General features: G+C 41.3%; 19 protein-coding genes. 4 read left to right on the top strand and 15 right to left on the bottom strand.

All coding sequences use genetic code 11. The annotated features are described in order from the left end of the window. Positions 1 to 7 precede the first annotated feature (7 nt). The 9 genes from ACU696_RS05415 to ribF all read right to left on the bottom strand — a co-directional run bounded on the left by ACU696_RS05415 (position 8) and on the right by ribF (position 12,959). On the bottom strand, positions 8 to 1,030 hold the full coding sequence (locus tag ACU696_RS05415) for a MerR family transcriptional regulator (RefSeq protein WP_109911864.1): 1,023 nt from the start codon (positions 1,028 to 1,030) through the stop codon (positions 8 to 10). Between the two features lie 202 nt (positions 1,031 to 1,232). After that, positions 1,233 to 4,454: a carbamoyl-phosphate synthase large subunit gene (gene carB, locus ACU696_RS05410; RefSeq protein WP_109911863.1), complete on the bottom strand. Its 3,222-nt coding sequence runs from the start codon at positions 4,452 to 4,454 to the stop codon at positions 1,233 to 1,235. Between the two features lie 15 nt (positions 4,455 to 4,469). After that, a complete protein-coding gene (carA, locus tag ACU696_RS05405; protein ID WP_209102268.1) occupies positions 4,470 to 5,633 on the bottom strand; it encodes a glutamine-hydrolyzing carbamoyl-phosphate synthase small subunit in 1,164 nt (387 codons plus the stop codon). A gap of 446 nt (positions 5,634 to 6,079) precedes the next feature. Continuing rightward, positions 6,080 to 6,901 (bottom strand): 4-hydroxy-tetrahydrodipicolinate reductase, encoded by an 822-nt coding sequence (gene dapB / locus ACU696_RS05400; protein ID WP_209102270.1) that lies wholly within the window; start codon positions 6,899 to 6,901, stop codon positions 6,080 to 6,082. Between the two features lie 290 nt (positions 6,902 to 7,191). Then, complete coding sequence (gene ispH, locus ACU696_RS05395) at positions 7,192 to 8,145, bottom strand: 4-hydroxy-3-methylbut-2-enyl diphosphate reductase (RefSeq protein WP_004914678.1); 954 nt, start codon at positions 8,143 to 8,145, stop codon at positions 7,192 to 7,194. Beyond that, entirely contained in the window at positions 8,126 to 8,596 is a 471-nt protein-coding gene (gene fkpB / locus ACU696_RS05390) for an FKBP-type peptidyl-prolyl cis-trans isomerase (protein ID WP_004905629.1), read from the bottom strand. Before fkpB ends, ispH begins: the two co-directional genes overlap by 20 nt. Positions 8,597 to 8,678: 82 nt before the next feature. After that, a complete protein-coding gene (gene lspA / locus ACU696_RS05385; RefSeq protein WP_109911860.1) occupies positions 8,679 to 9,182 on the bottom strand; it encodes a signal peptidase II in 504 nt (167 codons plus the stop codon). Continuing rightward, on the bottom strand, positions 9,182 to 11,992 hold the full coding sequence (gene ileS / locus ACU696_RS05380) for an isoleucine--tRNA ligase (protein WP_004914683.1): 2,811 nt from the start codon (positions 11,990 to 11,992) through the stop codon (positions 9,182 to 9,184). The genes lspA and ileS overlap by 1 nt, the downstream gene beginning before the upstream one ends. A 28-nt stretch (positions 11,993 to 12,020) precedes the next feature. Next, on the bottom strand, positions 12,021 to 12,959 hold the full coding sequence (gene ribF / locus ACU696_RS05375; protein ID WP_109911859.1) for a bifunctional riboflavin kinase/FAD synthetase: 939 nt from the start codon (positions 12,957 to 12,959) through the stop codon (positions 12,021 to 12,023). Positions 12,960 to 13,548: 589 nt separating this feature from the next. Between ribF and rpsT the strand changes: the two genes are divergently transcribed. Beyond that, positions 13,549 to 13,809: a 30S ribosomal protein S20 gene (gene rpsT, locus ACU696_RS05370; RefSeq protein ID WP_004914688.1), complete on the top strand. Its 261-nt coding sequence runs from the start codon at positions 13,549 to 13,551 to the stop codon at positions 13,807 to 13,809. A gap of 54 nt (positions 13,810 to 13,863) precedes the next feature. Here rpsT and nhaR read toward each other — a convergent pair whose 3' ends face one another. Together nhaR and nhaA are read right to left on the bottom strand one after the other, a co-directional pair. Next, entirely contained in the window at positions 13,864 to 14,784 is a 921-nt protein-coding gene (gene nhaR, locus ACU696_RS05365) for a transcriptional activator NhaR (RefSeq protein ID WP_004914690.1), read from the bottom strand. Positions 14,785 to 14,979: 195 nt separating this feature from the next. Beyond that, positions 14,980 to 16,149 carry a Na+/H+ antiporter NhaA gene (gene nhaA / locus ACU696_RS05360; protein WP_004914692.1) on the bottom strand — a complete coding sequence of 390 codons (1,170 nt, stop codon included), beginning with the start codon at positions 16,147 to 16,149 and terminating at the stop codon, positions 14,980 to 14,982. A 391-nt stretch (positions 16,150 to 16,540) separates the two neighbouring features. On the opposite strand from nhaA, the gene ACU696_RS05355 reads away from it, so the two are divergent. Beyond that, positions 16,541 to 17,389: an EamA family transporter gene (locus ACU696_RS05355; RefSeq protein ID WP_164528421.1), complete on the top strand. Its 849-nt coding sequence runs from the start codon at positions 16,541 to 16,543 to the stop codon at positions 17,387 to 17,389. A 119-nt stretch (positions 17,390 to 17,508) separates the two neighbouring features. Further along, positions 17,509 to 18,909, top strand: a complete 1,401-nt coding sequence (locus tag ACU696_RS05350) for an amidohydrolase (RefSeq protein WP_196718567.1) — start codon at positions 17,509 to 17,511, stop codon at positions 18,907 to 18,909. A 68-nt stretch (positions 18,910 to 18,977) separates the two neighbouring features. Here ACU696_RS05350 and dnaJ read toward each other — a convergent pair whose 3' ends face one another. Beyond that, a complete protein-coding gene (gene dnaJ, locus ACU696_RS05345; protein WP_109911858.1) occupies positions 18,978 to 20,114 on the bottom strand; it encodes a molecular chaperone DnaJ in 1,137 nt (378 codons plus the stop codon). Between the two features lie 110 nt (positions 20,115 to 20,224). After that, positions 20,225 to 22,141, bottom strand: coding sequence for a molecular chaperone DnaK (gene dnaK / locus ACU696_RS05340; protein WP_109911857.1), 1,917 nt, complete (start codon positions 22,139 to 22,141; stop codon positions 20,225 to 20,227). 335 nt (positions 22,142 to 22,476) lie between these two features. Here dnaK and satP point away from each other — a divergent pair, with 335 nt between their 5' ends. After that, a complete protein-coding gene (gene satP, locus ACU696_RS05335) occupies positions 22,477 to 23,043 on the top strand; it encodes an acetate uptake transporter (RefSeq protein ID WP_004905651.1) in 567 nt (188 codons plus the stop codon). Positions 23,044 to 23,122: 79 nt separating this feature from the next. On the opposite strand, the gene mog is transcribed toward satP, so the two are convergent. Together mog and tal are read right to left on the bottom strand one after the other, a co-directional pair. Continuing rightward, positions 23,123 to 23,704: a molybdopterin adenylyltransferase gene (gene mog / locus ACU696_RS05330; protein WP_004914701.1), complete on the bottom strand. Its 582-nt coding sequence runs from the start codon at positions 23,702 to 23,704 to the stop codon at positions 23,123 to 23,125. 191 nt (positions 23,705 to 23,895) lie between these two features. After that, complete coding sequence (gene tal / locus ACU696_RS05325; protein WP_004914703.1) at positions 23,896 to 24,849, bottom strand: transaldolase; 954 nt, start codon at positions 24,847 to 24,849, stop codon at positions 23,896 to 23,898. Positions 24,850 to 25,161: the final 312 nt, after the last annotated feature.

Here is a 25,161-nt window from a genome sequence, read left to right as displayed (position 1 = left end):
ATCAAACTTATTGATCCATCAAACTAATAGCAGAAAATAAGTACTGGCCAATTTCTGCTGTCATCCATGTTCCTTGCGAAGTCTTGGGTTCCTCACGATAAATTACCCGAATTCTCTCTTGTAGCTCAGGATCTCCCCCCGTAAACTGGTTGAACATCGCTAACCATGTTTTCGCTAATTGTTGTACTTCGGGTGAGTCTGGGGATTTATGTGCTTTTAATGCATTATATAAACCTGCGATTAATTCGGGCCACGCCTCACCTGAGGAAAAATAATGCTGCTGAACAAAAGCAAATTGCTCCGCGGTTAAATGTGGTTTAAACAGTGATAATTGGTACTCACTAAAACCCTCTGCTACATATTGGATCATTGCAACAGAAATACCTGATGAATAGGCTAACGTGTTATCCGATAAATGAATTCGATTCAATCGTGCAAAGAAATCCGGGTTGCCTCCGGTATCTCTTTCTAATGCCGTCATCCATTCATGTGCAATTTGTTGCACCTCGATAGATTGAGGTGTTACACCTTGTTCCATCAACTTATTTACCGTTGCTACGCGCTGTTGCCACTCTTGGTTTTTCAGCGTGTGCGCCGTATAGAGTGGCAATTGTTCCAATTCTTGAGGGGTAAAATATTTATCAAACATCGACATCATCTCCAATACAGAAAACCAATCAGCCTGAGTTAAACTATTACCTGTTTGCATTTGCTTGTGTAATTGCTCTAATCGATAACGTAATGTCGCCATTTGCTCCATTTGTTCCGTTAATAATGCAATTCGTTCTTGCAGCAAACTCGTCATATCTCCACTCTGGCCATCCAGTAATTCACCGATGTTTTTCAGTTTGACTCCAACCTGCCGTAGCAATTGAATTTGCGTTAAACGCTCTATGCATTGCATGTTGTAAAGCCGATAACCCGCATCGGTTCTTGCAGTTGGTACTAATAAGCCAATTTCTTCATAATGATGCAGTGTACGGATGGTTAATCCTGTTTTTTCCGCAATCTCACCAACTTGAAATAGCATAGGTTCCTCCTGTAATTGCGACCAAGGTTAGTGCCTCACGTTACGTGAGAGTCAATCTCAATTTTGCATTTTTTATTGGAATTATATTTTACCCACAATATCACCAGACAATTATTTTCTCGCTAGCGATAGTTTAAAAGTAGCCATAAAAAAGCCCCAGTAAATTGAATACTGAGGCTTACATAGGTGACTTATTAAATAATTACTTAATTAATGCATGCATTTCTTGTACAGAGATTACTGTATCTGTTGGATCTGCACTGAGCGACATCGTGGTGGCAAAACCGCCATTCAACGTCGTGTCATAGTGAACTTTGTAGCGCAATGCACTGCGACGAATTAATTTTGAGTCTTCAATAGCTTGACGGCCTGCGGTGGTATTCACAATGTAATCATATTCACCATTCTTAATTCTATCTTGAATGTGTGGACGACCTTCATGAACTTTGTTAACGAGGCGCGGATTAATCCCAGCCTCTCCTAACACAATCGCCGTACCGTGAGTAGCATCTAACTCAAAGCCGTGTTTTAACAGCTTAGCGGCTAAATCAACCACACGTGTTTTATCCCCTTCACGAACGGATAACAGTGCACGGCCTGATTTTTTCATCGTCGAGCTACTGCCTAACATCGCTTTAGCAAATGCTTCTGCAAATGTCCGGCCGACACCCATTACTTCACCTGTTGAGCGCATTTCAGGCCCAAGAATTGGGTCAACCCCAGGGAATTTATTAAATGGCAATACGACCTCTTTTACAGAGTAGTATGGTGGAATAACTTCTTCCGTTACTCCTTGCTGTGCCAAGGTTTGCCCTACCATCACTCGCGCTGCAACTTTCGCTAATGGTACACCTGTTGCTTTAGAGACAAAAGGCACAGTTCTTGCGGCACGTGGATTGACTTCAATTAAATAAACTTCGTTATTTTTGACGGCAAACTGCACGTTCATCAAGCCACGTACACGTAATTCGAAGGCAAGATTACGGACTTGTTCGCGCATCACATCTTGAATTTCTTGGCTAAGTGTATATGCAGGTAGTGAACATGCAGAGTCACCAGAGTGCACGCCAGCTTGCTCAATGTGCTCCATGATACCGCCAATCAGCACCATCTCACCGTCACAGATCGCATCTACGTCAACTTCAACTGCGTCGTCTAAGAAGCGATCAAGTAGCACTGGCGCATCGTTAGAAACGCTCACCGCCGTTTGGAAATAGCGACGCAAATCGATTTCATCATATACGATTTCCATTGCACGGCCACCTAACACATAGGATGGGCGAACAACCAGTGGATAACCAATAACAGCTGCTTTTTCAACTGCTTGCTCAATAGCAGTGACAGTTGCATTCTGTGGCTGCTTTAAGTTCAAGCGATTAACGGCCTGCTGGAAACGTTCACGGTCTTCTGCGCGGTCAATGGCATCTGGGCTCGTACCAATAACAGGAACACCCGCAGCTTCCAACGCTCTAGCTAATTTTAATGGTGTTTGACCACCATACTGCACAATCACACCTTTTGGCTGCTCGATGCGTACAATTTCCAGCACATCTTCAAGAGTGACAGGTTCGAAATAGAGACGGTCTGACGTGTCGTAATCGGTTGAAACAGTTTCTGGGTTACAATTCACCATAATGGTTTCATAGCCGTCTTCACGTAACGCTAGAGATGCATGTACACAGCAATAGTCAAATTCAATCCCTTGCCCAATTCGGTTTGGCCCACCGCCTAATACCATCACCTTCGGTTTAGCATTATTTGGGTTTGACTCACACTCATCTTCGTATGTGGAATACATATAAGCCGTGTCTGTTGCAAACTCTGCCGCACAAGTATCAACACGTTTATAAACGGGATGTAAATCATAGCCTTGACGTAGTTTGCGTAGTTCTGCTTCAGAAACACCGACTAAACTTGCCAGACGTGCATCTGCAAATCCTTTACGCTTAAGTACACGTAAGAAGTCCTTAGTTAGGCCATTGATGCCTAATTCAGCCACTTCTTCTTCTAAACGCACCAATTCTTCGATTTGCACTAAGAACCAGCGGTCAATATTGGTTAAATTGAAAACACCATCAACAGAAAGACCGGCACGGAACGCATCCGCGATAAACCAGATACGTTCTCCACCTGCATCTTTTAACTCACGACGGATGCGAGTTAGTGCTTCAGGGTCTTCTTGGGCCACTTTCGGGTCGAAGCCTGTTGCGCCTACTTCTAAGCCACGTAATGCTTTTTGCATTGATTCTTGGAATGTGCGACCAATAGCCATCACTTCGCCGACAGATTTCATTTGCGTTGTTAGTCGATCATTCGTGCCCGCAAATTTTTCAAAGTTAAAACGTGGAATTTTTGTCACAACATAGTCAATGGAAGGCTCAAATGATGCCGGAGTACGGCCACCAGTGATGTCATTCATTAGCTCATCAAGGGTATAACCCACTGCTAATTTTGCCGCAATTTTTGCAATTGGGAAGCCCGTCGCTTTAGAAGCAAGCGCTGATGAGCGCGAAACCCGTGGGTTCATTTCAATAACAATTAAGCGACCATCTTTAGGGTTTACCGCAAATTGAACATTAGAGCCGCCCGTTTCAACGCCGATTTCACGCAACACTGCCATCGATGCATCACGCATGATTTGATATTCTTTATCGGTCAATGTCTGAGCAGGAGCTACGGTGATAGAATCCCCCGTGTGGATCCCCATGGCATCGAAGTTTTCAATGGAACAAACGATAATACAGTTGTCTTTTTTATCGCGGACAACTTCCATTTCGTATTCTTTCCAGCCAATGAGCGATTCATCAATCAATAATTCGTTAGTAGGGGACAAATCTAAACCGCGAGTACAGATTTCTTCAAACTCTTCACGGTTGTAGGCAATACCACCACCGGTGCCTCCCATCGTAAATGATGGGCGAATAATACAGGGAAAGCCGACCGCATCTGCAACGGCATATGCCTCTTCCATATTATGTGCAATACCTGAGCGTGCTGTACCCAAGCCGATTTTTTTCATTGCTTTATCAAAACGTTGGCGATCTTCAGCTTTATCGATTGCATCTGCCGTTGCCCCAATCATAGTGACGCCGAACTCGGCTAAAACGCCTTTACGCTCTAATTCAAGCGCACAGTTCAGTGCGGTTTGGCCACCCATGGTTGGTAATACTGCATCTGGGCGCTCTTTTTCGATGATTTTACGCACAACTTCCCAGTGAATCGGCTCGATGTAAGTTGCATCTGCCATTTCTGGGTCAGTCATTATTGTCGCAGGGTTCGAGTTAACTAAGATTACGCGGTAGCCTTCTTCACGCAGTGCTTTACATGCTTGAGCACCTGAGTAGTCAAATTCACATGCTTGGCCAATCACAATCGGGCCGGCACCTAAAATCAGAATGCTTTTTATATCAGTACGTTTTGCCATTTCTTTTGCTCCCGATTATTGTGCGTTTTGACGAGGTGTGTTCTGACGGTATTCATTAATTAATTCAATGAAATGGTCGAATAAATTTGCCGCATCATGTGGCCCTGAACTTGCTTCTGGGTGGCCTTGAAAACTGAATGCTGGTTTATCCGTACGGTGAATACCTTGCAATGTTCCATCAAACAGCGACTTGTGAGTCACTCGCAGTGTGTCGGGAAGTGTCGATTCATCAACAGCAAAACCATGGTTTTGCGCCGTGATCATCACCACATCTTTATCTAAATCTTTAACTGGATGGTTAGCACCATGATGGCCAAACTTCATTTTCATGGTATTAGCGCCACTCGCCAGGGCAAGTAACTGGTGCCCTAAACAGATACCAAATACTGGAATTTCTGTGGTTAAAAATGTTTCAATGGCCTTGATGGCGTAATCGCATGGGGCTGGGTCACCAGGGCCATTCGATAAGAAAATACCATCGGGGTTCATCGCTAATACAGTTTCTGCGGGTGTTGTTGCTGGTACCACCGTTAAACGGCAGCCACGGTCAACTAACATACGTAAAATATTGCGCTTCGCACCGAAGTCATAAGCGACAACATGTAAAGGGAGTTCATCCGCAGTTTTTGCGCCTTGCTGGCCATTTTCCAGCGTCCATGAACCTTGGGACCAGTTATAAATCTCTTTAGTGCAGACTTCTTTTGCTAAATCCAACCCATTCAAACCTGAAAAACTACGCGCTTTTTCCAATGCCAGTGCAACATCTGGGTTATTACCCGCAATGATACAACCGTTTTGAGCGCCTTTTTCTCTCAGTAAACGTGTCAATTTACGTGTATCGATATCTGCAATCGCCACCACATTATGGCGTTTTAGATATTCAGATAACCCTTCTTGCCCGCGGAAGTTACTGTATACCAATGGTAAGTCACGAATGATTAAGCCTTGAGCATGAACATTTGGAGATTCTTCGTCATCAGCATTAGTGCCGACATTACCAATATGGGGATAAGTGAGAGTAACAATTTGGCGGGAATAGGAAGGGTCTGTAATTATTTCTTGATATCCGGTCATCGACGTGTTGAAAACGACTTCTCCAACAGCAGCGCCTTCTGCACCGATAGCACGCCCGTGGAATTGGGTTCCGTCTTCCAGAACCAATATAGCTGACTTAATCAAAACACCCTCCGGAGAATAATAAATCACGTTTTTTGCATATTAATTCAGATTTTGCGATCTAAATCAATGCCAAAATGAGTTTTTAAGCAAATTTTTGGCAAATTGCGCGCATTCTAATGATGAGATAGGGTCTTGTCTAGAAAAAAATGCATTTTTTTCACTTTTATCTTACTTTTTTACTCAACTACCTCGCTTTTAGTTGGATGAGTAGTATAAATCATAGTAAAAATGAATTAGTAAACGGTTGCAAAGTAAGATAACTAGTTTATTGATAATAACTCAGCTAAAAGAAGGAGGGAAGGATAATTAACGAGCAAAACCGAAGATAAAAACAATGAAAAGATAAGGTTATGTTGATTTGAATACAAATAATTCAAATCAACATAAAATAAATACTTATTGATCGCAATTAACTGATATGTAAACAAAAAAATAAATAATAAATACTATAAATCATCAAGATTTAACACATCTTTCATATTATATAACCCACTATTTCTAGCACAAACCCAACCTGATGCCTTAATTGCACCATTTGCAAAGGTCATGCGGCTAGAGGCTTTGTGAGTAATTTCAACTCGTTCCCCGATATCTGCAAACATGGCGGTATGTTCACCCACAATATCCCCAGCTCGGATAGTTGCAAAACCAATGGTTCCAAGTTCTCGCTCTCCTGTGTAGCCTTCACGGGTGTATACGGCACACTCTTTTAAATTTTTACCCAGCGCGCTAGCAATAGATTCCCCCATAGCTAAAGCAGTACCTGATGGCGCATCCACTTTATGGCGGTGATGAGCTTCAACAATTTCAATATCCGTGTAATTTCCCATTACTTTTGCTGCTTTTTCCAGTAATTTCAGTACGACATTGACGCCAACACTGAAATTTGCTGCAAAGACAATAGGAATAGATTTCGCAGCTTCGGCAATGGCTTGCTTCCCTTGCTCATCAAACCCTGTCGTACCAATGACCATGGCTTTTTGGTTGGCTTTACAAAATGCTAAGTAATGCAATGTGCCTTCTGGACGCGTAAAATCAATAACCACATCAAAATCATTAACAACTTGGTCAAGTGAATCAACAATGGAAATACCTAACTTACCGATACCTGCGAGTTCACCTGCATCGGTTCCGATAAGTGATGATCCTTCACGCTCAATCGCTGCCCCCAATTGAATTCCATCTTGTTGTTGTGCGGCTTGGATTAGCTGGCGTCCCATACGTCCACCTGCACCAACTATTGCGACACGTACCACTGAATTTGCCATGGTTTATCCTTTTTTAATTAATGCAAATATATAAATTTGAACTGTTGTTTAGGATAAAAAGGCTATTTTTACCCACAGTTTAGAAATGATTGTGATACAGATTAACTATCCTGACTGTATTCTGCTAGCAAAAATGCAGAGTTATTAACAAAAGCGTAGAAAGCATAGAGATTATCAGTAAAAGTTTTAATTGAGAGAAAACGCGAAGGGAACAACTTGAATAAAAAGGTTAAAACAGCCGCAAAGATAGGAATGGTAAAGCGGCTGTTCCTGTAATTAAAACCAAATGATTAATTAATCTCTTTAACCTCAACTCTTAATTCTTTAGGGACTTCAAAGACGATATTTTCTTCACGCCCTTGCAATTCAACAACCGAGTCGGCTCCTAACTCTTTAAGTCGATCAATGACTTGCCTAACTAAGATGTCTGGCGCTGATGCCCCCGCAGTTAAGCCGATAATGTTTTTATCTGCTAACCATTCCGTTTTAATATCTTCTGCACCATCAATTAAAAATGCAGGTTTTTGCATGCGCGAAGCTAATTCCGCTAGACGATTTGAGTTTGATGAGTTTTTAGAACCGACGACTAAAACAATATCAGCGCGTTCTGCAAGTTCTCTCGCTGCCTCTTGGCGGTTAGTCGTTGCATAGCAAATATCGTCTTTACGAGGTCCTACAATGCTTGGAAAGCGAGAAGTCAGTGCATCAATAACATCAGAGGTATCATCAACAGAAAGTGTTGTTTGTGTCATGAAAGAGAGATTATTTTCATCTTTCACTTTTAATTTCCAAACATCTTCTGGGCTCTCAACAAGATACATCCCACCTTCAGGGTTACTATATTGGCCCATCGTGCCTTCGACTTCTGGATGCCCGGCATGCCCAATTAAAATAGCTTCTTTGCCTTTACGACTCGCTCGTGCAACTTCCATATGGACTTTCGTCACCAAAGGACAAGTGGCGTCAAATAACATCGTTAGATCGCGAGAACGCGCTTCTTGGCGAATGGCTTGAGAAACGCCATGCGCAGAAAAAATCAAGATTGACCCATCCGGTACTTCTGAGATTTCTTCAATAAAGATAGCACCACGTTGACGTAAATCATCAACAACATAACGGTTATGAACCACTTCGTGACGAACGTAAATCGGAGCACCATATATTTCTAATGCCCTTTCTACGATGCTAATTGCGCGGTCTACGCCAGCACAAAACCCACGAGGGTTAGCCATTAATATTTGCATTGTGATTCTCCAATTGCGGGTCTACTTCAAGCACTTCGATATCAAAACTAATCTGCTGCTCAGCGAGAGGGTGGTTAAAATCAATAGTAATCGACTCACCTTCAATTGATTTTACTACACCTGGCATTTCACTGCCATTCATCGCGGTAAATAGCATTATCGTACCAATTTCAGGAATGCCTGTTTCTATAAAGTCACGCAATGAAAAATATTGAACTAAATCAGGATTATGTTTCCCAAAAACAGTGTCTCCGGGCAGCGAAAAACTTTTCTTTTCACCTTCATTAAGGCCAATCAATTGAGCTTCAAGTTCTGGCGATAAGGAGTCATTCCCTAAAACAAACAACGCAGGCTTTCCTTGTGCATGCGAGGAATCAGCCGTAGAGCCATCTTCCAATTTCAGTGTGAAATGCAGTAAAACAGAGCTCTGCGCCTGTATTTGAGTAGACATAAACCAAACCTATTTATCATAAAATTCAGCCCAGAAAATCTGGGCTGTGAGTTATTACATTCTAACCTAGTGCACTACCATTTTATTTGGCTTTTTCTTGCTTTGATTTATCTGGTAGGAAACCTTCTAAAATCACAAGAGCTGCACCAATACATATCGCCATATCCGCTAGGTTAAATGTCGGCCAATGCCAATTACCGACGTAAAAATCAAGGTAATCGATAACGAAGCCATGGACTAAACGGTCGCTTAAATTACCGATAGCACCACCAATAATCAATGCATATGCAATGTTAGATAGGCGTTTTTGTGCACTTTGGCGATACATCATAACCATTAAGATAACGGAGATCCCAATTGCAATACCTGCAAAGAACCAACGTTGCCATCCGCCTTCATCAGCCAAGAAACTAAATGCCGCGCCAAAATTTTGCGCATACATTATGTTAAAAAATGGCATGATCGGATGCGGTTCGTACAAATTTAGGTCACTAAGCACTAATTGCTTAATGCCTAAATCCGCAACGATGATCACAATGGTTAACCATAACCAACGCAAACCGGTAGAACAAACTGGCGTCTTCATTAAGCAAACTTACGTGTTTCGCCGTTACCGGCTACGTTAGTGACACAGCGACCACAGATTTCTGGTTGCTCGCTTGAAGAACCGATATCACTTGCATAATGCCAGCAACGTGGGCATTTTTCACCCGCTGCTTTACTGAAAGCAATTTTCAGGCCTTTCAATTCACTTTCTTGTGCATCTGCTGGAGCTGTTGCGATATCAGCGACATGGGCTTGTGATGTCAGTAAAACAAAGCGTAATTCATCACCCAAGCTTTGCAGTTTTTCGGCCAGAGCTTTATCCGCATACAATGTCACCGCAGCTTCTAATGAGCCCCCGATAAGCTTATCAGTACGCGCTTGTTCTAAGACCTTATTCACTTCACCACGAACAGCCAATAGCTCAGTCCAGAAGCTGTTGTTCATTTCATTTGATTCATCTAAACCAAACAAACCGTCATACCACTCTTCGGTAAGAACGAATTGAGCGCGTTTTCCTGGTAACTCATTCCAAATTTCATCGGAAGTGAAGGACAGAACTGGAGCCATCCAACGCACTAACGCTTCAACAATATGGAATAACGCAGTTTGGCAGCTACGACGCGCTAAACTATCACTTTTCGCCGTATACTGACGGTCTTTGATGATATCCAGATAGAATGACCCCATTTCAATGGAGCAGAAATGCATTAATCTCTGGATAACAGACAAGAAGTCATATTCATCATAAGCTTTGGCTATTTCTTGCTGAGCTTCTAACGCACGGCTCACCGCCCAACGGTCTAAAACCACCATATCTTCTGGTTTCACCATATCGGTTTCAGGATTGAAACCACTCAGGTTAGCCAGTAAGAAACGTGCAGTATTACGAATACGGCGATATGAATCAGCAGCACGTTTTAAAATTTCATCTGAAACCGCGATTTCGCCAGTATAATCCGTTGATGCAACCCATAAACGTAAGATATCTGCACCCAGTTTATTCATTACATCTTGTGGGCTTACTGTGTTGCCTAAAGATTTAGACATTTTGCGGCCTTGGCCATCAACAGTAAAACCATGTGTCAACACTTGGCGATAAGGTGCTTTCCCTTTCATTGCTGTTGATAACATCAATGATGACATAAACCAGCCACGGTGTTGATCCGACCCTTCAAGGTACATATCCGCTGAATTACCATGGAATTCAGGACGTGCATCAACAACCGCAAAATGCGTTGAGCCTGAATCAAACCACACGTCTAAGGTATCAGGTACTTTACGATATATTTCAGCTTCATCACCCAGAAGCTCGGCAGGGTCAAGATCCCACCATGCTTGGATGCCATCCACTTCAACACGCTTAGCCACTTCTTCCATTAATTCTAACGTGCGAGGATGTAGCTCTTCAGTGTCTTTATGAACAAACAACGACATTGGGGTACCCCAAGTACGCTGACGAGAAATACACCAGTCAGGGCGGTTTTCAACCATAGACTCAATTCGTGCACGTCCCCAACCCGGGATCCATTGAACAATATCAATTTCTTTCAGAGATTGTTCACGTAAGCCGTTTTTATCCATGCCGATAAACCACTGTGGCGTAGCACGGAAGATAACTGGAGTCTTATGGCGCCAGCAACATGGGTAGCTGTGTTGAATCGCTTGTTTGTACAGTAACGCACCTTTTTCGTTCAATAATTCAACGATAAGGTCATTAGCTTTAAAAATAAATACACCATCTAATGTTGGGTAAGTATTTGGTAAGAAGCAGCCATCTGGGCCCACAGGATTAGCCGTTTCTAAGCCATATTTCTGCCCGACAACATAGTCTTCAGGGCCGTGGCCTGGTGCGGTATGAACAGCCCCCGTACCTGCGTCTAATGTCACGTGATCGCCCAAAATAGCAGGAACATCAAAGCCCATAAATGGGTGCTGGAAGCGCAACAATTCTAATGCTGAACCTTCGCATTCACCAAGAACTTCCCATGCGGTGATACCCGCAGTTTTCATCACGTCTTCAACAAGGTCAGCAGCTAAAATGACTAACTCACCATTTGCATCGACCAAGTTATATTTGAATTCAGGATTTAATGAAATTGCACGGTTTGCTGGCAATGTCCAAGGTGTCGTTGTCCAAATAACCAGCGACGGAGTTTTGTCACTTGCCACACCAAATTTTTCGCACACGGTTTTGCCATCTACCGCAGGGAATCGAACATAGATAGATGGCGAGGTTTTATCATAATATTCGACTTCAGCTTCCGCTAATGAAGAACCGCAAGCTGTACACCAGTGAACAGGTTTTGCCCCTTTCACTAAATGGCCGTTTGCAATAGTTTTCGCCAATGCTCGAATAATGTGAGCCTCGGTTTTAAAATCCATTGTTAGATAAGGTTTATCCCACTCACCTAAAACACCAAGACGCATGAAATCAGCTTTTTGACCTTCAATTTGCTCTTTAGCGTATTGACGGCATTGTGCACGAAATTCAGCGGCAGAAACTTTTTCCCCTGGCTTACCGACGATTTGTTCAACTTTATGTTCAATCGGTAATCCATGGCAGTCCCAACCTGGGATGTATGGGGAATCATAACCCGCCAACCCTTTGGACTTAATAATAATATCTTTGAGAATTTTGTTAACTGAGTGACCAATATGAATACTGCCGTTAGCATACGGAGGACCATCGTGCAGAATAAAGGTTTTCTTGCCCGATTTTGCTTTACGGATTGCCTGATACAAACCTTCTTTGTACCAGCGCTCTAACATCTGTGGTTCGCGTTTAGCGAGATCGCCACGCATTGGGAACCCTGTTTCTGGTAGATTCAGGGTATTTTTATAGTCACTCATCGATTCTCAGTTCCAATTTTCCGCTAAATTATCTGATTCCTATTGCAGTAAGATACTCTCTCGCTGCAATTACATCATTAGCAATTTGCTCCTTAAGCGCTTCCAACGAAGCAAACCGCTGCTCATCACGTAATTTCTTACGTAACACTACATCGATATGACGCCCATATAAATCCATATTTGCATCAATCAGATGAACTTCTAACTGTGTTCCTTTTCCAGATACAGTCGGACGTGTGCCAATATTTGCCACACCAGGTAGAGGCTTATCACCTAAACCGTAAACTTCTACAGCATACACACCAGTAACTGGTGTGACTAAACGTTTTAACGGTAGGTTTGCTGTTGGAAAACCTATTGTTCTGCCAAGTTGATTACCATGAACCACTCGCCCGCTAATACGATAAGAATGCCCTAATAGGCTTTCAGCTAATTCAAGATTGTTTTCTTGAATCGCTTTTCGTATCGCCGTACTGCTAATACGAAGCCCTGAATCACAGAAGCTTTCTGTATCTGCAACTTCAAAACCGAATTCATCACCCGCCTGTTGTAAAAAAGTAAAATCCCCCATGCGATTTTTCCCAAAGCGGAAATCATCACCTATAGCGAGATACTTTACCCCAAGCTTACTGACAAGTAAGTCAGCAACAAACTCAGCGGGTGTTAATGATGCAAAGTGCTGGTTAAATTCAACACATAAGAGGTAATCAATACCACTGTCTGCAAGATATTTAACTTTGTCTCGCAAGCGTGTCAAACGCGCAGGCGCTTTGTCACCAATAAAAAATTCAAGGGGCTGTGGCTCAAATATCATCACGACAGTTGGTAACCCTAACTGCGCTCCCTTAAGTTTCAAATTTTGAAGCAAAACCTGATGCCCACGATGGACACCATCAAAATTACCGATAGTCAGCACGCAACCATGATGGCACGCCCGGATATTCTGTATACCGCGAATTAGCTCCATAACAGGCTCAATACCGAGGAAATTGCAGGATTATACCTTGTACGACGCATAAGGTTAACCTTAGTTCGCAAAAGGTTTCATTAAACCCTATTTTTTTGATCTCTACACGATTTATTAACCACTATTTTTATGCAATTAGTGGGTTATTACGCTCCTCAAACAGAGCAATTAGATTCGAACATCAAAAACTTTGGGGTAACCAATGGATTATCAATACAACAAATTTGTTCCAAGGTCTCTAAAAATATTATATTTTTATGTTTTATACTTCAATGGTTATAACCTCGTGGTCAAAAAGAACAAAAAACAACCATAACATGCTTGGTTTTCATACTACCCACTGATTGATAAACTAAAAAATATTTTTCGCCTTAATTCTTTTTAAATTTCTGCCATCAATTACGCATTTTTTCACGCTAAGATCTGTATTCTTCTTATATTTGCTGATAGAATCTTGCACCATTCACAGCGCATGAGCATCGAAGTACACGATGTTTATTTGCACAAATCCATTGACAAATGAAGGGCGAAAGGGCATATTCCTCGACCTTTGAATTGTCCTCAATAGAATACATTTGGGAGTTGGACCTTGGCTAATATCAAATCAGCTAAGAAACGTGCCGTTCAGTCAGAGAAACGTCGCCAGCATAACGCTAGCCGTCGCTCTATGGTACGTACTTTTATCAAGAAAGTTTACCTTGCTATCGCTGCAGGCGATAAAGAAGCTGCTCAGAAAGCATTCAATGACATGCAACCTATTGTTGATCGCCATGCTACTAAAGGCCTGATCCACAAAAATAAAGCAGCACGTCATAAAGCTAACTTAGTTGCTCAAATCAAAGCAATGTAATTTTGCTTCTTGATTAGCTTAAAAAACCGGCTTATGCCGGTTTTTTATTTGTCGTTATTTTTTATCTAAGCTATCAAGCGGAACTGAAAATAAATCTGAAAAATCTTTATTACACACTCGCTGTACTGCTGGGTGCTGTATCATTCTCTCTGCAAAAATAACGTAATATTCTTCTTTTACGCTCTCTAAACGGCCTAACTCTACAATGTCTTCGCCACCTAGAAGATCAGGTGTATACTGCGATGGAGCTACAAAAATCGCGTTATAATGCATACCAAATGCTTTCATAAGCGCCGCATCATCAAACTCACCTAACACTTCAACTTGCAGATTTTTATTTCGTATCCAAGCTAAGATATGCCTACCTAACAAATATCGCCGCCCAGGAATTAATAAACGACGTTCCTCTAAACATTCAGGGAATGGCTTTTTAGGGATTGGCTGACGACAAAAGAAACTCATATTACACTCGCCCAATTTCACCGAAAATAAGCCTTCTTGCTGCGATGAGTCAACTGGGCAGTCAGACAAAATCATGTCCAATTTATGTTGGCTGAGCTGTTCTAATAGCAATTCATGTGTTGATTCAAAACAACGCAAATGAATTTGTTCATGCTCTACAACTGTAGTTTCTAATATTTTACTAACTAACTGTTTTGATAGGGTATCCGCAACCCCGACGTCAAACAGTAAATTAGATTCGCGGCTGTAATTAACGATATCTAGCATTTCTTGGCTAAGCATGAACATTTTATCTGCATAGCGAAAAATTAATTGCCCAAGCTCAGATGGCACCAAACCTCGCCCCTGCCTTTTGAATAATTTTCCACCTAATCGTTCTTCCAATGCTTTTATTTGCCCTGTAATTGTCTGAGGAGTCAGGTAAAGCGCTTCTGCTGCTCCGACGACAGAGCCTTCTTTACATACATGCCAGAAGTAGTAAAGATGGTTAAAATTAAGATGTGAAACCCGCATATCGATTCCTTTTGTACCGTCACTAGCTAGAAAAACCACTATTGACCATACACATTTACCCGCAGCTCATATTTCTCAGAGCCTTTAAAATGAATACCGTAGTGTATTTATAAACACACTACGGTATATCATAGATTATTAGTTCGGAAATTCTTACTAATAATTTGCAAAATTAAATATTGAGCTGGTACTAAGTTAGTCTTTTTGTTTCGGTAACACGACTCTTAACATAAAGTAACCTAAAAATGCAGCTAACGTAGAACCAAGCAAAATACCTAGACGTGAATAGGTACTATACACCTCATCAAGCCCATCAAATGCGAGGCCGGTTATAAAAATAGACATAGTAAAACCGATCCCACACAATACAGAAACGGCAAAAACCTGTTTTAAGTTAATCGACTCAGGCAACTTTGCAAACCCAAGTTTTACCGAAACCCAACTAAATAGAAAAATTCCGATAGGCTTACCAAAAATTAGCCCTGCAGCGACACCTAATGGCAGTGGGCTTAATAAACCTTCTAATGTTACACCTTGAAGCTGTACACCCGAATTAGCAAACGCAAAAATAGGTAGAATTAAGTAAACAACCCATGGGTGTAAGACGTGTTCCAATTCTTCTGAAGGCTTGGTCTGGTTAGTACCATGTAAAGGAATCAAGAAGCCAACAATGACCCCTGCTAGTGTGGCATGAACCCCAGATTTCAAAATACACACCCATAATATTAACCCAATAACTAAGTAAGCCGCTGTATTCTCTACTCTACGCCAATTCATCATACAGAGAATAGCGATGCACAATGCTGAAAGCCCCAATGCAACCAAAGAAACAGAACTTGTGTAGAAAAAAGCAATAATTACGATAACACCAAGGTCATCAATAATAGCCAATGCTAATAAGAATACCTTAAGTTCTGTTGGAACCCGCTTACCTAATAAAGCCATCACCCCCAAAGCAAACGCAATATCTGTCGCTGCAGGTATCGCCCAACCTTGCTGAGTAACTGCATCTCCCCCATTAAATAACAGGTAAATTAGTGCAGGGGCAATCATTCCCCCTAATGCTGCAATTGCTGGAAATATCGCTTTATCACGCCCGGCAAGAGATCCCTCTAATAATTCACGTTTTACTTCAAGGCCGACCACCAAAAAGAAAATCGCCATTAAGAAGTCATTAATCCATAATATCAGAGGTTTATCTAAACCAAACTCTGATATTTTAATTGATACAGGAATATCTAAAAATTGCTGATAAGCCCCTTGTAATGGCGAATTAGCCATCATTAAAGCGACTATGGCAGCAATAATCAGGAGTAAGCCCCCTGCTGCTTCTAACCTTAGAAATTTACGAATAATTGCTGTCATATAGTTAACCCCAATATATTTTTGAATGTTAATACTATGCTAATCATCAATTCGCAAAAAGTCGTTTATTCATCAGAAATAAATCGGAATTATCGAGTAATTTAAGTTAAGCATCACAGAGAATGATAAAGAAACGTTAATTTTACTATAGACAACTTTTATAAAAACAAATAACAAATTTTGTTAAAAATGGACTTTATAATTTCAATTTCTTATTACAGTATCCAACCTACATTTTTCAACCACCACAGAATAATTATATATCTTCTTTTCTCGATACCTTTCGTGAAGATTTTAAATGTGGGAAACTGCTTGCAAGATATTTGCAAAGCGCTTCGCAAATAAAATGCGATTAGATTGCCAATAAAAAACTCAAGATTACAATTTACTAATGACAACTCACGTACTATTTGCCGTGCTTTTTGCTGCTTTTTGCCATGCAAGCTGGAACGCCATTGTTAAATTTGGCAATGACCGCTTTTTCGGTCTAGTCATGATTTCTGTTTTTTCTGGCATCTTAACGCTACCAGCAATATTCTGGTTAGGCCTACCATCACCAGAAGCTATCCATTGGTTAGCTTTATCGGTATTATTTCATATTGGCTATACCTATTTTTTAAGCCAGGCTTATACACATGGTGATTTAAGCCAGATATACCCCATATCACGTGGGTCTGCGCCATTAATGACTGCACTACTCGGCGCTTTGCTATTTAGTGAGCTAATTCCATTAATGGGCCTTATTGGTGTTTTATTTATCATTAGTGGCGTAGTGCTCATTGCCTTTGCAGGAAAAAATTTCACCTTAAATATCAAAGGAAAAGCACTGGCTTTTGCCATATCAACTGCCTTTTTTACTGCCTGTTATACCTTATCTGATGGCTATGGTGCTAGAGCAAGTGAAGACCCTGTAGTGTATACACTTTGGTTATTTCTATTGAATGGGATTGTGTTAGCTGTACCTGGCTTTATCAAATATCGTGGTACCCTAATTGTTGGAATTCAACAATACTGGCGCTCTGGGTTACTAGGTGGGTTAATGCAACTGATTAGCTATGGTATTGCCATATGGGCGATGAGCCAAGCACCCATTGTCATGGTCGCTGCAATTAGAGAAACTAGTGTACTATTCGCTATGTTCCTATCTATTGCTTTTCTTAAAGAGAAATTCAACGTCATGCGAGTCGTTGCCTGTGTTGTTATTGTTTTTGGTGTTTTATTAGCAAAATTAAGTCATTAATAAAATTATTATTATTTAAATGTTCGGTTACCAAGCAATCAATTTTGTTTTATTAAAAATAGTATTATTTTTTTATTTACCTATAGTTTTTATATTTTCTCACCAGATATGAGGCCAAAATGTCGCTTTTAAAATCTTTACTGGCTATTTCCATTATTAGTGCTTCTTTTTCTAGCTTTGCTGCTACACCCGCTGACATCATAATTGTAGATGGCACCATCTTAACTATGGATGCTCAAAAACAGGTTATTGACCATGGTACGGTTGTCATCAAAGGCAATAAAATTATTGCCGTTGGTGGCCCTGAGCTTACTCAACATTATCAAGCACCTAATGTACTGAATGTTGATGGTGATATTGTCATGCCAGGTCTAATTAACACGCATACACATGCATCTATGACCGTATTTCGTTCTTTAGCCGATGATGTACCAGACCGTTTACACCGTTATATTTTCCCATTAGAAAATAAAATGGTCTCCCGTGAAATGGTACGAGTTGGGGCAAACCTTGCTAATGTTGAAATGATTAAAGGGGGTGTCACAACATACGTTGATATGTATTATTTTGAAGATGAAGTGGCTAAAACCGTTGATAAAATTGGCTTAAGAGCTGTCCTTGGTGAATCTGTTATTCAATTTCCTGTCGCTGATGCAAAAAATGCAGATGAAGGCATCAATTATGCCGTAAACTTTATTAATCAATACAAAGATCACCCACGTATCACTCCTGCTTTTGCTCCCCATGCCCCTTATACCAACACAACAGAGCATTTACAAAAAATAGCAAAATTATCTCAAGAACTTGATGTTCCCGTGATGATCCATCTAGCGGAAACAGATCGTGAGCAAGAAGAAATCGCCAAACGCACTGGTGGCAAAAGCCCGGTACAATATATGGCAGACATAGGTGCACTGAACAATAAAGTAATAGCTGCCCATGCCATTATGGTTGATGAAAAAGATATAGATTTGCTCAAACAATATGATGTCGGTGTTGCACATAATATCAGTGCGAATACTAAGTCCGCTAAGGGTGTTGCCCCTGTGACAACCATGCTTGAAAAAGGGATCCGTGTTGGCTTGGGAACTGATGGACCAATGTCGAGTAATACGTTGACGACGTTAAATGAATTGAATTTAGTGGGTAAGATTCACAAACTAGCAAATAAAGATAGAGCAGCGATGCCACCAATCACTGTTGTTGATATGGCAACAATGGGCTCTGCTCGTGTATTACACATGGAAGATAAACTGGGCTCTCTCGAACCAGGGAAATTAGCTGATATTATTGTTATTGATACTAAATCACCTAATATGGTTCCTATGTATAGCCCATATGCTGCGCTGGTATATGGGGCTAATGGAGCCAATGTTCGTCATACCATAGTTGATGGCAACGTATTGATGAAAGACCGTAAAATACTGACTGCGGATGAAAATTCAATCATCAAAGAAGCTCAAGATTTTGCCAATAAAGTCCGAGAAACTGTGGTTGCTAACGGTGAAGTTGTAAAATAAGATAAAAAAAATGGCTGACTTGGCAATATGCTCAGTCAGCCATTCTAACTTTACCAACTATTAACTAATTATTTATTAGTTAAATCATCAAAGAATTTCTTCACACCATCTAAAAAGCTTTTAGAGCGCGGGCTGTTCTTCTCACCGCTCTTTCCACCTAATGATTCACCAAATTCTTTGAGTAACTCTTTTTGTTTCTCATTGAGTTTAACAGGGGTTTCAACAACGATGTGGCACATTAAATCACCTTGCAGGCCACCACGTACCGATTTCACACCTTTTCCTTTCATACGGAAAATTTTACCGGTTTGAGTTTCTGCTGGGATTTTCAGTTTTACACGCCCATCAAGGGTTGGCACTTCAATTTCGCCACCCAGTGCTGCATCAGCAAAGTTAATCGGCACCTCACAGTGCAGGTTATTACCATCACGCTCAAAAATATTATGAGGCAATACATGAACCTGAACAAATAAGTCTCCTGCTGGTGCTCCGTTTTCTCCGGCTTCACCTTCCCCTGACAAACGAACACGGTCACCCGTATCTACGCCAGCTGGAATTTTAACTGACAGTGTTTTATATCTTTCAACACGGCCATGACCATGACATTTGTTGCATGGATCTTTGATAACTTTACCGCGACCATGGCAAGTTGGACAAGGCTGCTGTACAGAGAAAAAGCCTTGGCGCATATGGACTTGGCCCATACCGTGACAGGTTGAGCACGTATCCGCACTGGTTCCCGGTTTCGCACCATTACCATGACAAACGTCACAGGTTTCTAAGGTCGGAATACGGATTTCTTTGGTCACTCCACGGACAGCCTCTTCAAGAGTCAGTTCCATGTTGTACTGTAGGTCAGAACCACGGCTTGGGCGCTGCTGTCTGCGGCCACCTCCAAAAATATCACCGAAGACGTCACCAAAGATATCACTAAAGTCAGCGCCACCACCAAAGCCGCCGCCTCCGCCCATTCCGCCTTGCTCAAACGCTGCATGACCATATTGGTCATAAGCGGCGCGTTTTTGCTCGTCAGAAAGAACTTCGTAAGCTTCTTTAATTTCTTTAAATTTACCTTCTGATTCTTTATCCCCCTGATTACGGTCGGGGTGATGCTTCATCGCTAAGCGCTTATAAGCTCGCTTAATATCTTTATCTGAAGCATTTCTTTCGAGGCCTAGCACCTCATAAAAATCTCTTTTCGCCATTCTATTTACCCTTAACATGCGGAACGGGCGTAGAGTTCCCTCGACGCCCGTATCCGGTATCAGTAACCATTAACTAGCATTTGCTACAGCTACTGCGCCCGCTAAGGGCATTATTTTTTATCTTTGTCGTTAACTTCTTCGAATTCAGCATCAACAACGTCATCATCTTTCTTCGCTTCTGCGCCAGCAGCACCACCCGCTTGCGCTTGAGCTTGTTGCTGTGCGATTTCCAGAAGTTTTGCAGATGCAGTGACTAAAGCTTGGATTTTCGCTTCAATATCCGCTTTATCTTCACCTTTTGCTGCCGCTTCTAATTCAGAAGTTGCTTTTTCAATATTCGCTTTATCTTCAGCTGGTAATTTATCACCGGCTTCTTCAATTTGTTTACGAGTACCGTGAACTAATTGGTCAGCTTGGTTACGAACCTGAACTAACTCTTCAAATTTACGGTCAGCTTCAGCGTTTGCTTCTGCGTCACGTACCATTTTTTCGATTTCCTCGTCATTCAGACCTGAAGAAGCCTTAATGGTGATGTTTTGCTCACGTCCGCTATTTTTATCTTTCGCAGAAACATGCAAGATACCATCAGCATCGATATCAAAAGTCACTTCAATTTGTGGCATACCGCGTGGGGCAGGTTGAATACCATCTAAGTTAAACTGACCCAGTGATTTGTTGTCACTTGCACGTTTACGCTCACCTTGCAGAACATGGATAGTTACCGCTGCTTGGTTATCTTCCGCTGTTGAGAATACTTGGCTATGTTTCGTTGGGATAGTGGTGTTCTTCGAGATTAACGAAGTCATCACACCACCCATGGTTTCGATACCTAAAGACAGAGGAGTTACGTCAAGTAACAGAACGTCTTTAACATCACCCGCTAAAACACCACCTTGTACTGCCGCACCCATTGCAACTGCTTCGTCAGGGTTCACGTCTTTACGTGGTTCTTTACCAAAGAAATCAGCAACAACTTTTTGAACCATTGGCATACGTGTTTGGCCACCAACTAAAATAACGTCGTTGATTTCGCTCACGCTTAAGCCCGCGTCTTGCAGAGCAACTTTAACTGGCTCCATAGAACGCTTAACTAAATCTTCTACCAGTGACTCTAATTTCGCACGAGTCACTTTAATATTCATATGTTTAGGACCTGTTGCATCCGCTGTAATGTACGGCAGGTTAACGTCTGTTTGTTGTGCAGAAGACAGCTCAATTTTTGCTTTTTCTGCAGCTTCTTTCAGACGTTGCATCGCTAACGGGTCGTTACGTAGGTCAACACCTTGTTCTTTCTTAAACTCTTCAACTAAGTAGTTGATTAAACGAGTATCGAAGTCTTCACCACCTAAGTGAGTATCACCATTGGTTGCCAAAACTTCATAGGTTTTTTCGCCATCAACTTCATCAATTTCGATGATTGATAAGTCAAATGTACCACCACCTAAGTCATAAACCGCAATAGTACGGTTACCCACTTCTCTATCTAAACCATATGCTAATGCCGCAGCTGTTGGTTCGTTAATGATACGTTTTACTTCTAAACCAGCGATACGACCAGCATCTTTAGTCGCTTGACGCTGAGCATCGTTAAAGTAAGCAGGTACAGTAATAACTGCTTCTGTTACAGGCTCACCTAAATAGTCTTCAGCTGTTTTCTTCATTTTTTTCAGAACTTCAGCTGAAACTTGTGGCGGAGCCATTTTTTGGCCTTTCACATCTAACCAAGCATCGCCGTTATCAGCCGAAATGATTTTATATGGCATGATAGAAACGTCGCGCTGAACTTCTTCGTCTTGGAAACGACGACCAATCAAACGTTTGATTGCAAATAAAGTATTTTCTGGGTTAGTCACAGCCTGACGTTTTGCTGGCTGACCTACTAAAATTTCACCATCTTGAGTGTACGCAATGATGGAAGGAGTCGTTCTATCACCTTCGCTGTTCTCCAGAACACGAGCTGTAGTACCATCCATAATTGCAACGCATGAGTTAGTTGTACCCAAGTCGATACCAATGATTTTACCCATCTAAAACGCCTCCAAAGGAATTCTTTTCACTATGATTTCGATATCAATCTATATGAGGCTCAATATTTCATTTTCAAGGGAGTTTTCACTCTGAGCCTAAATTATTTTTCAATACGCAATAATTTGGATTGATATCAGTTGATGCTTTTAAGATGGGGTCACAAATTCATTCATCAAGGGGGAGAATCAAAAAAATTTGCATTTATTGCAAAAAAACCTGTCTTGTGATCATGGTTTAAACAATCAAAACTGCGTATGATGCGCCGCCGCTGTCACTTTGGCAAAACTTTCTGTTTTTTATCTATTTGAATTTTATATATTTTACCAGAGGTTATATGCAGTCTAGCTCTCTTGCAAATCCAGGCCCACTTGGTTTACTAGGCTTTGGTATGACAACCATCCTGCTAAACATTCATAACGCAGGTTTTTTCCCTCTTTCATCCGTTATTTTAAGTATGGGCATTTTTTATGGTGGTATTGCTCAATTTATTGCGGGCCTGATTGAATACAAAAAAGGCAATACATTCGGTGCAACCGCATTTACTTCTTACGGGATGTTTTGGATTGCATTAGTTGGTCTATTATTTTTACCTTCAATGGGATTAGCTGAAGCAACTTCACCTGAGTTTTTAGGTGTTTTCCTCGCTATTTGGGGAATTTTTACCTTTTTTATGTTCTTGGGAACATTCAAAGCTAATTTTGTTTTGCAATTTGTCTTTGGTAGCTTAACTGTATTATTCGCTTTATTAGCGATTGGTAATATTACGGGAAATGCGGCATTACTAAAATTTGCAGGTTTTGAAGGAATTATCTGTGGTGCTAGCGCATTTTATTTAGCGGTTGCGGAAATCTTAAATGAGCAATATGGCAAAACTGTATTACCGATTGGTCAACGTGGTTAAGTTTGACTAACGTATGTGATTTTATGCATTAAATATTATTAATCAGGTGAGTCAATGCTCACCTGATTATATTGAAATACTACTCAGAACGAATTGCTGATTTAGGTCTAAATGCCTTCACAACCGTAGGGTCTGTTTCCACATATGGGCCATCAAGCAATTGAATACAATAAGGAACACTGGCGAAAATACCAGAAACGACTACATTCCCTTCTTTGTCCTTTAAGCCTTCCAGAGTTTCCGCAATTGCTTTAGGCTGCCCTGGTAAATTTAAAATCAGAGCCTGATTGCGTATTACTCCAACTTGGCGTGATAATATCGCAGTAGGCACGAACTTTAGGCTAATTTGGCGCATTTGTTCGCCAAACCCCGGCATCTCACGGTCTGCAATCGCGAGGGTTGCGTCAGGTGTAACATCGCGACGAGCGGGGCCTGTGCCCCCGGTAGTTAGGACTAAATGGCAAGCAAACTCATCCACCAGCTCACATAATGTTTGCTCTATCATGATTTGCTCATCAGGGATCAGGCGAGTTTCGATGCGAAAAGGTGTTGTCAGCGTTTTTGCTAACCACTCTTCTAGTGCAGGAATACCTTTGTCTTCATAAATACCGCTCGAAGCACGATCAGAAACAGAAACCAGACCTATGCGCAATTCATCCATACAAACCTCAAAGAAATTATTCAATCAAAAACTGTTCACTTAAGAATAAACAGGAGCGATATCATATCATGATGAACGACTGCATACAGTGTCGAGGTGTTTTTATCTTCAAATTGAGAACTAACTCAATGAAAAATGGATATAAAAAAACCCAACCAACCGGCTGGGTTTTAAAGAAAAAACGAAATAAATTACAGTAAATCTGCAATCATTTTTTCCAGTTTCTCTTGGTCTACTGCAAACTTACGAATACCATCAGACAGTTTATCAACCGCCATTGGATCTTGATTGTGCTGCCAGTAGAACTCTGCTTCCGTCAACTTAGCGCCTGGCTCTTGAGTTTTACCTGAATCTGTCAGTTTACGTACTAATTCACCTTGTGATTCTGACAGCTCTTTCAATAATCCTGGAGAGATAGTTAAGCGGTCACAACCGGCTAATTCAATGATTTCACCCACATTACGGAAGCTTGCGCCCATTACCACAGTTTTATAACCGTGAGCTTTGTAGTAGTTGTAGATTTCAGTAACAGAAACCACACCTGGATCTTCATGTGGCGCGAATTCTTTCTTATCTGTATTCGCTTTGTACCAGTCAAGAATACGACCCACAAATGGAGAGATCAGGTATACACCCGCTTCCGCACAAGCACGTGCTTGAGCAAAAGAGAATAATAAAGTCAGGTTACAGTTAATGCCTTCTTTTTCCAGTTTCTCTGCAGCACGGATACCCTGCCAAGTCGAAGCCAGTTTAATCAGAATACGGTCATTACTGATGCCTGCATCGTTGTACATTTTGATTAAGTGACGCGCTTTAGCAATACAAGCTTCTTCATCATAAGAAAGGCGCGCATCAACTTCAGTAGAAATACGACCCGGAACTAATTTCAGAATTTCCAGACCGATATTAACAGCCAGCTTGTCACAAGCATCAACAATTTGTTGCTCGCGATTATTGCTTTGCTTACGTGCCCATTCTACCGCTTCATCAATTAATTTACGGTACTCAGGAATTTGTGCAGCATTTAAGATCAGCGATGGATTTGTGGTCGCGTCTTGTGGCTTGTAAAGCTTCATTGCTTCGATGTCGCCAGTATCAGCAACAACAGTTGTCAGACTACGTAATGAGGTTAGTTTATCGGTCATTTCTTTAATCTCGTTGTTATACCCGTCATATTCCAAGTTGTAGCGGTGTTGGCTACCTACAATTCTTGCGACTCTTGTGGTGTAGGCTAACAAACTGCAACTTGAATTACTTTGCGTATTATAAAGGAATTGTGGCTATCGCCGCACCGTCTACAGATAATATCATGCATCCATATTGCTGCAAGCAAGTAAATCTAGTCAAAAGCAACTATTTGATTGGCAATCGATTTCGCTAGCCAATTAGAAACTGAATCCTTTTAGCAAGTTATATCGTGCTGTTATTGTAATAAAGAATAATATTGGTTTGGCTTA

Source organism: Providencia sp. PROV_01, from assembly GCF_053098325.1.
This window is presented reverse-complemented; position numbering and strand designations above follow the sequence as displayed.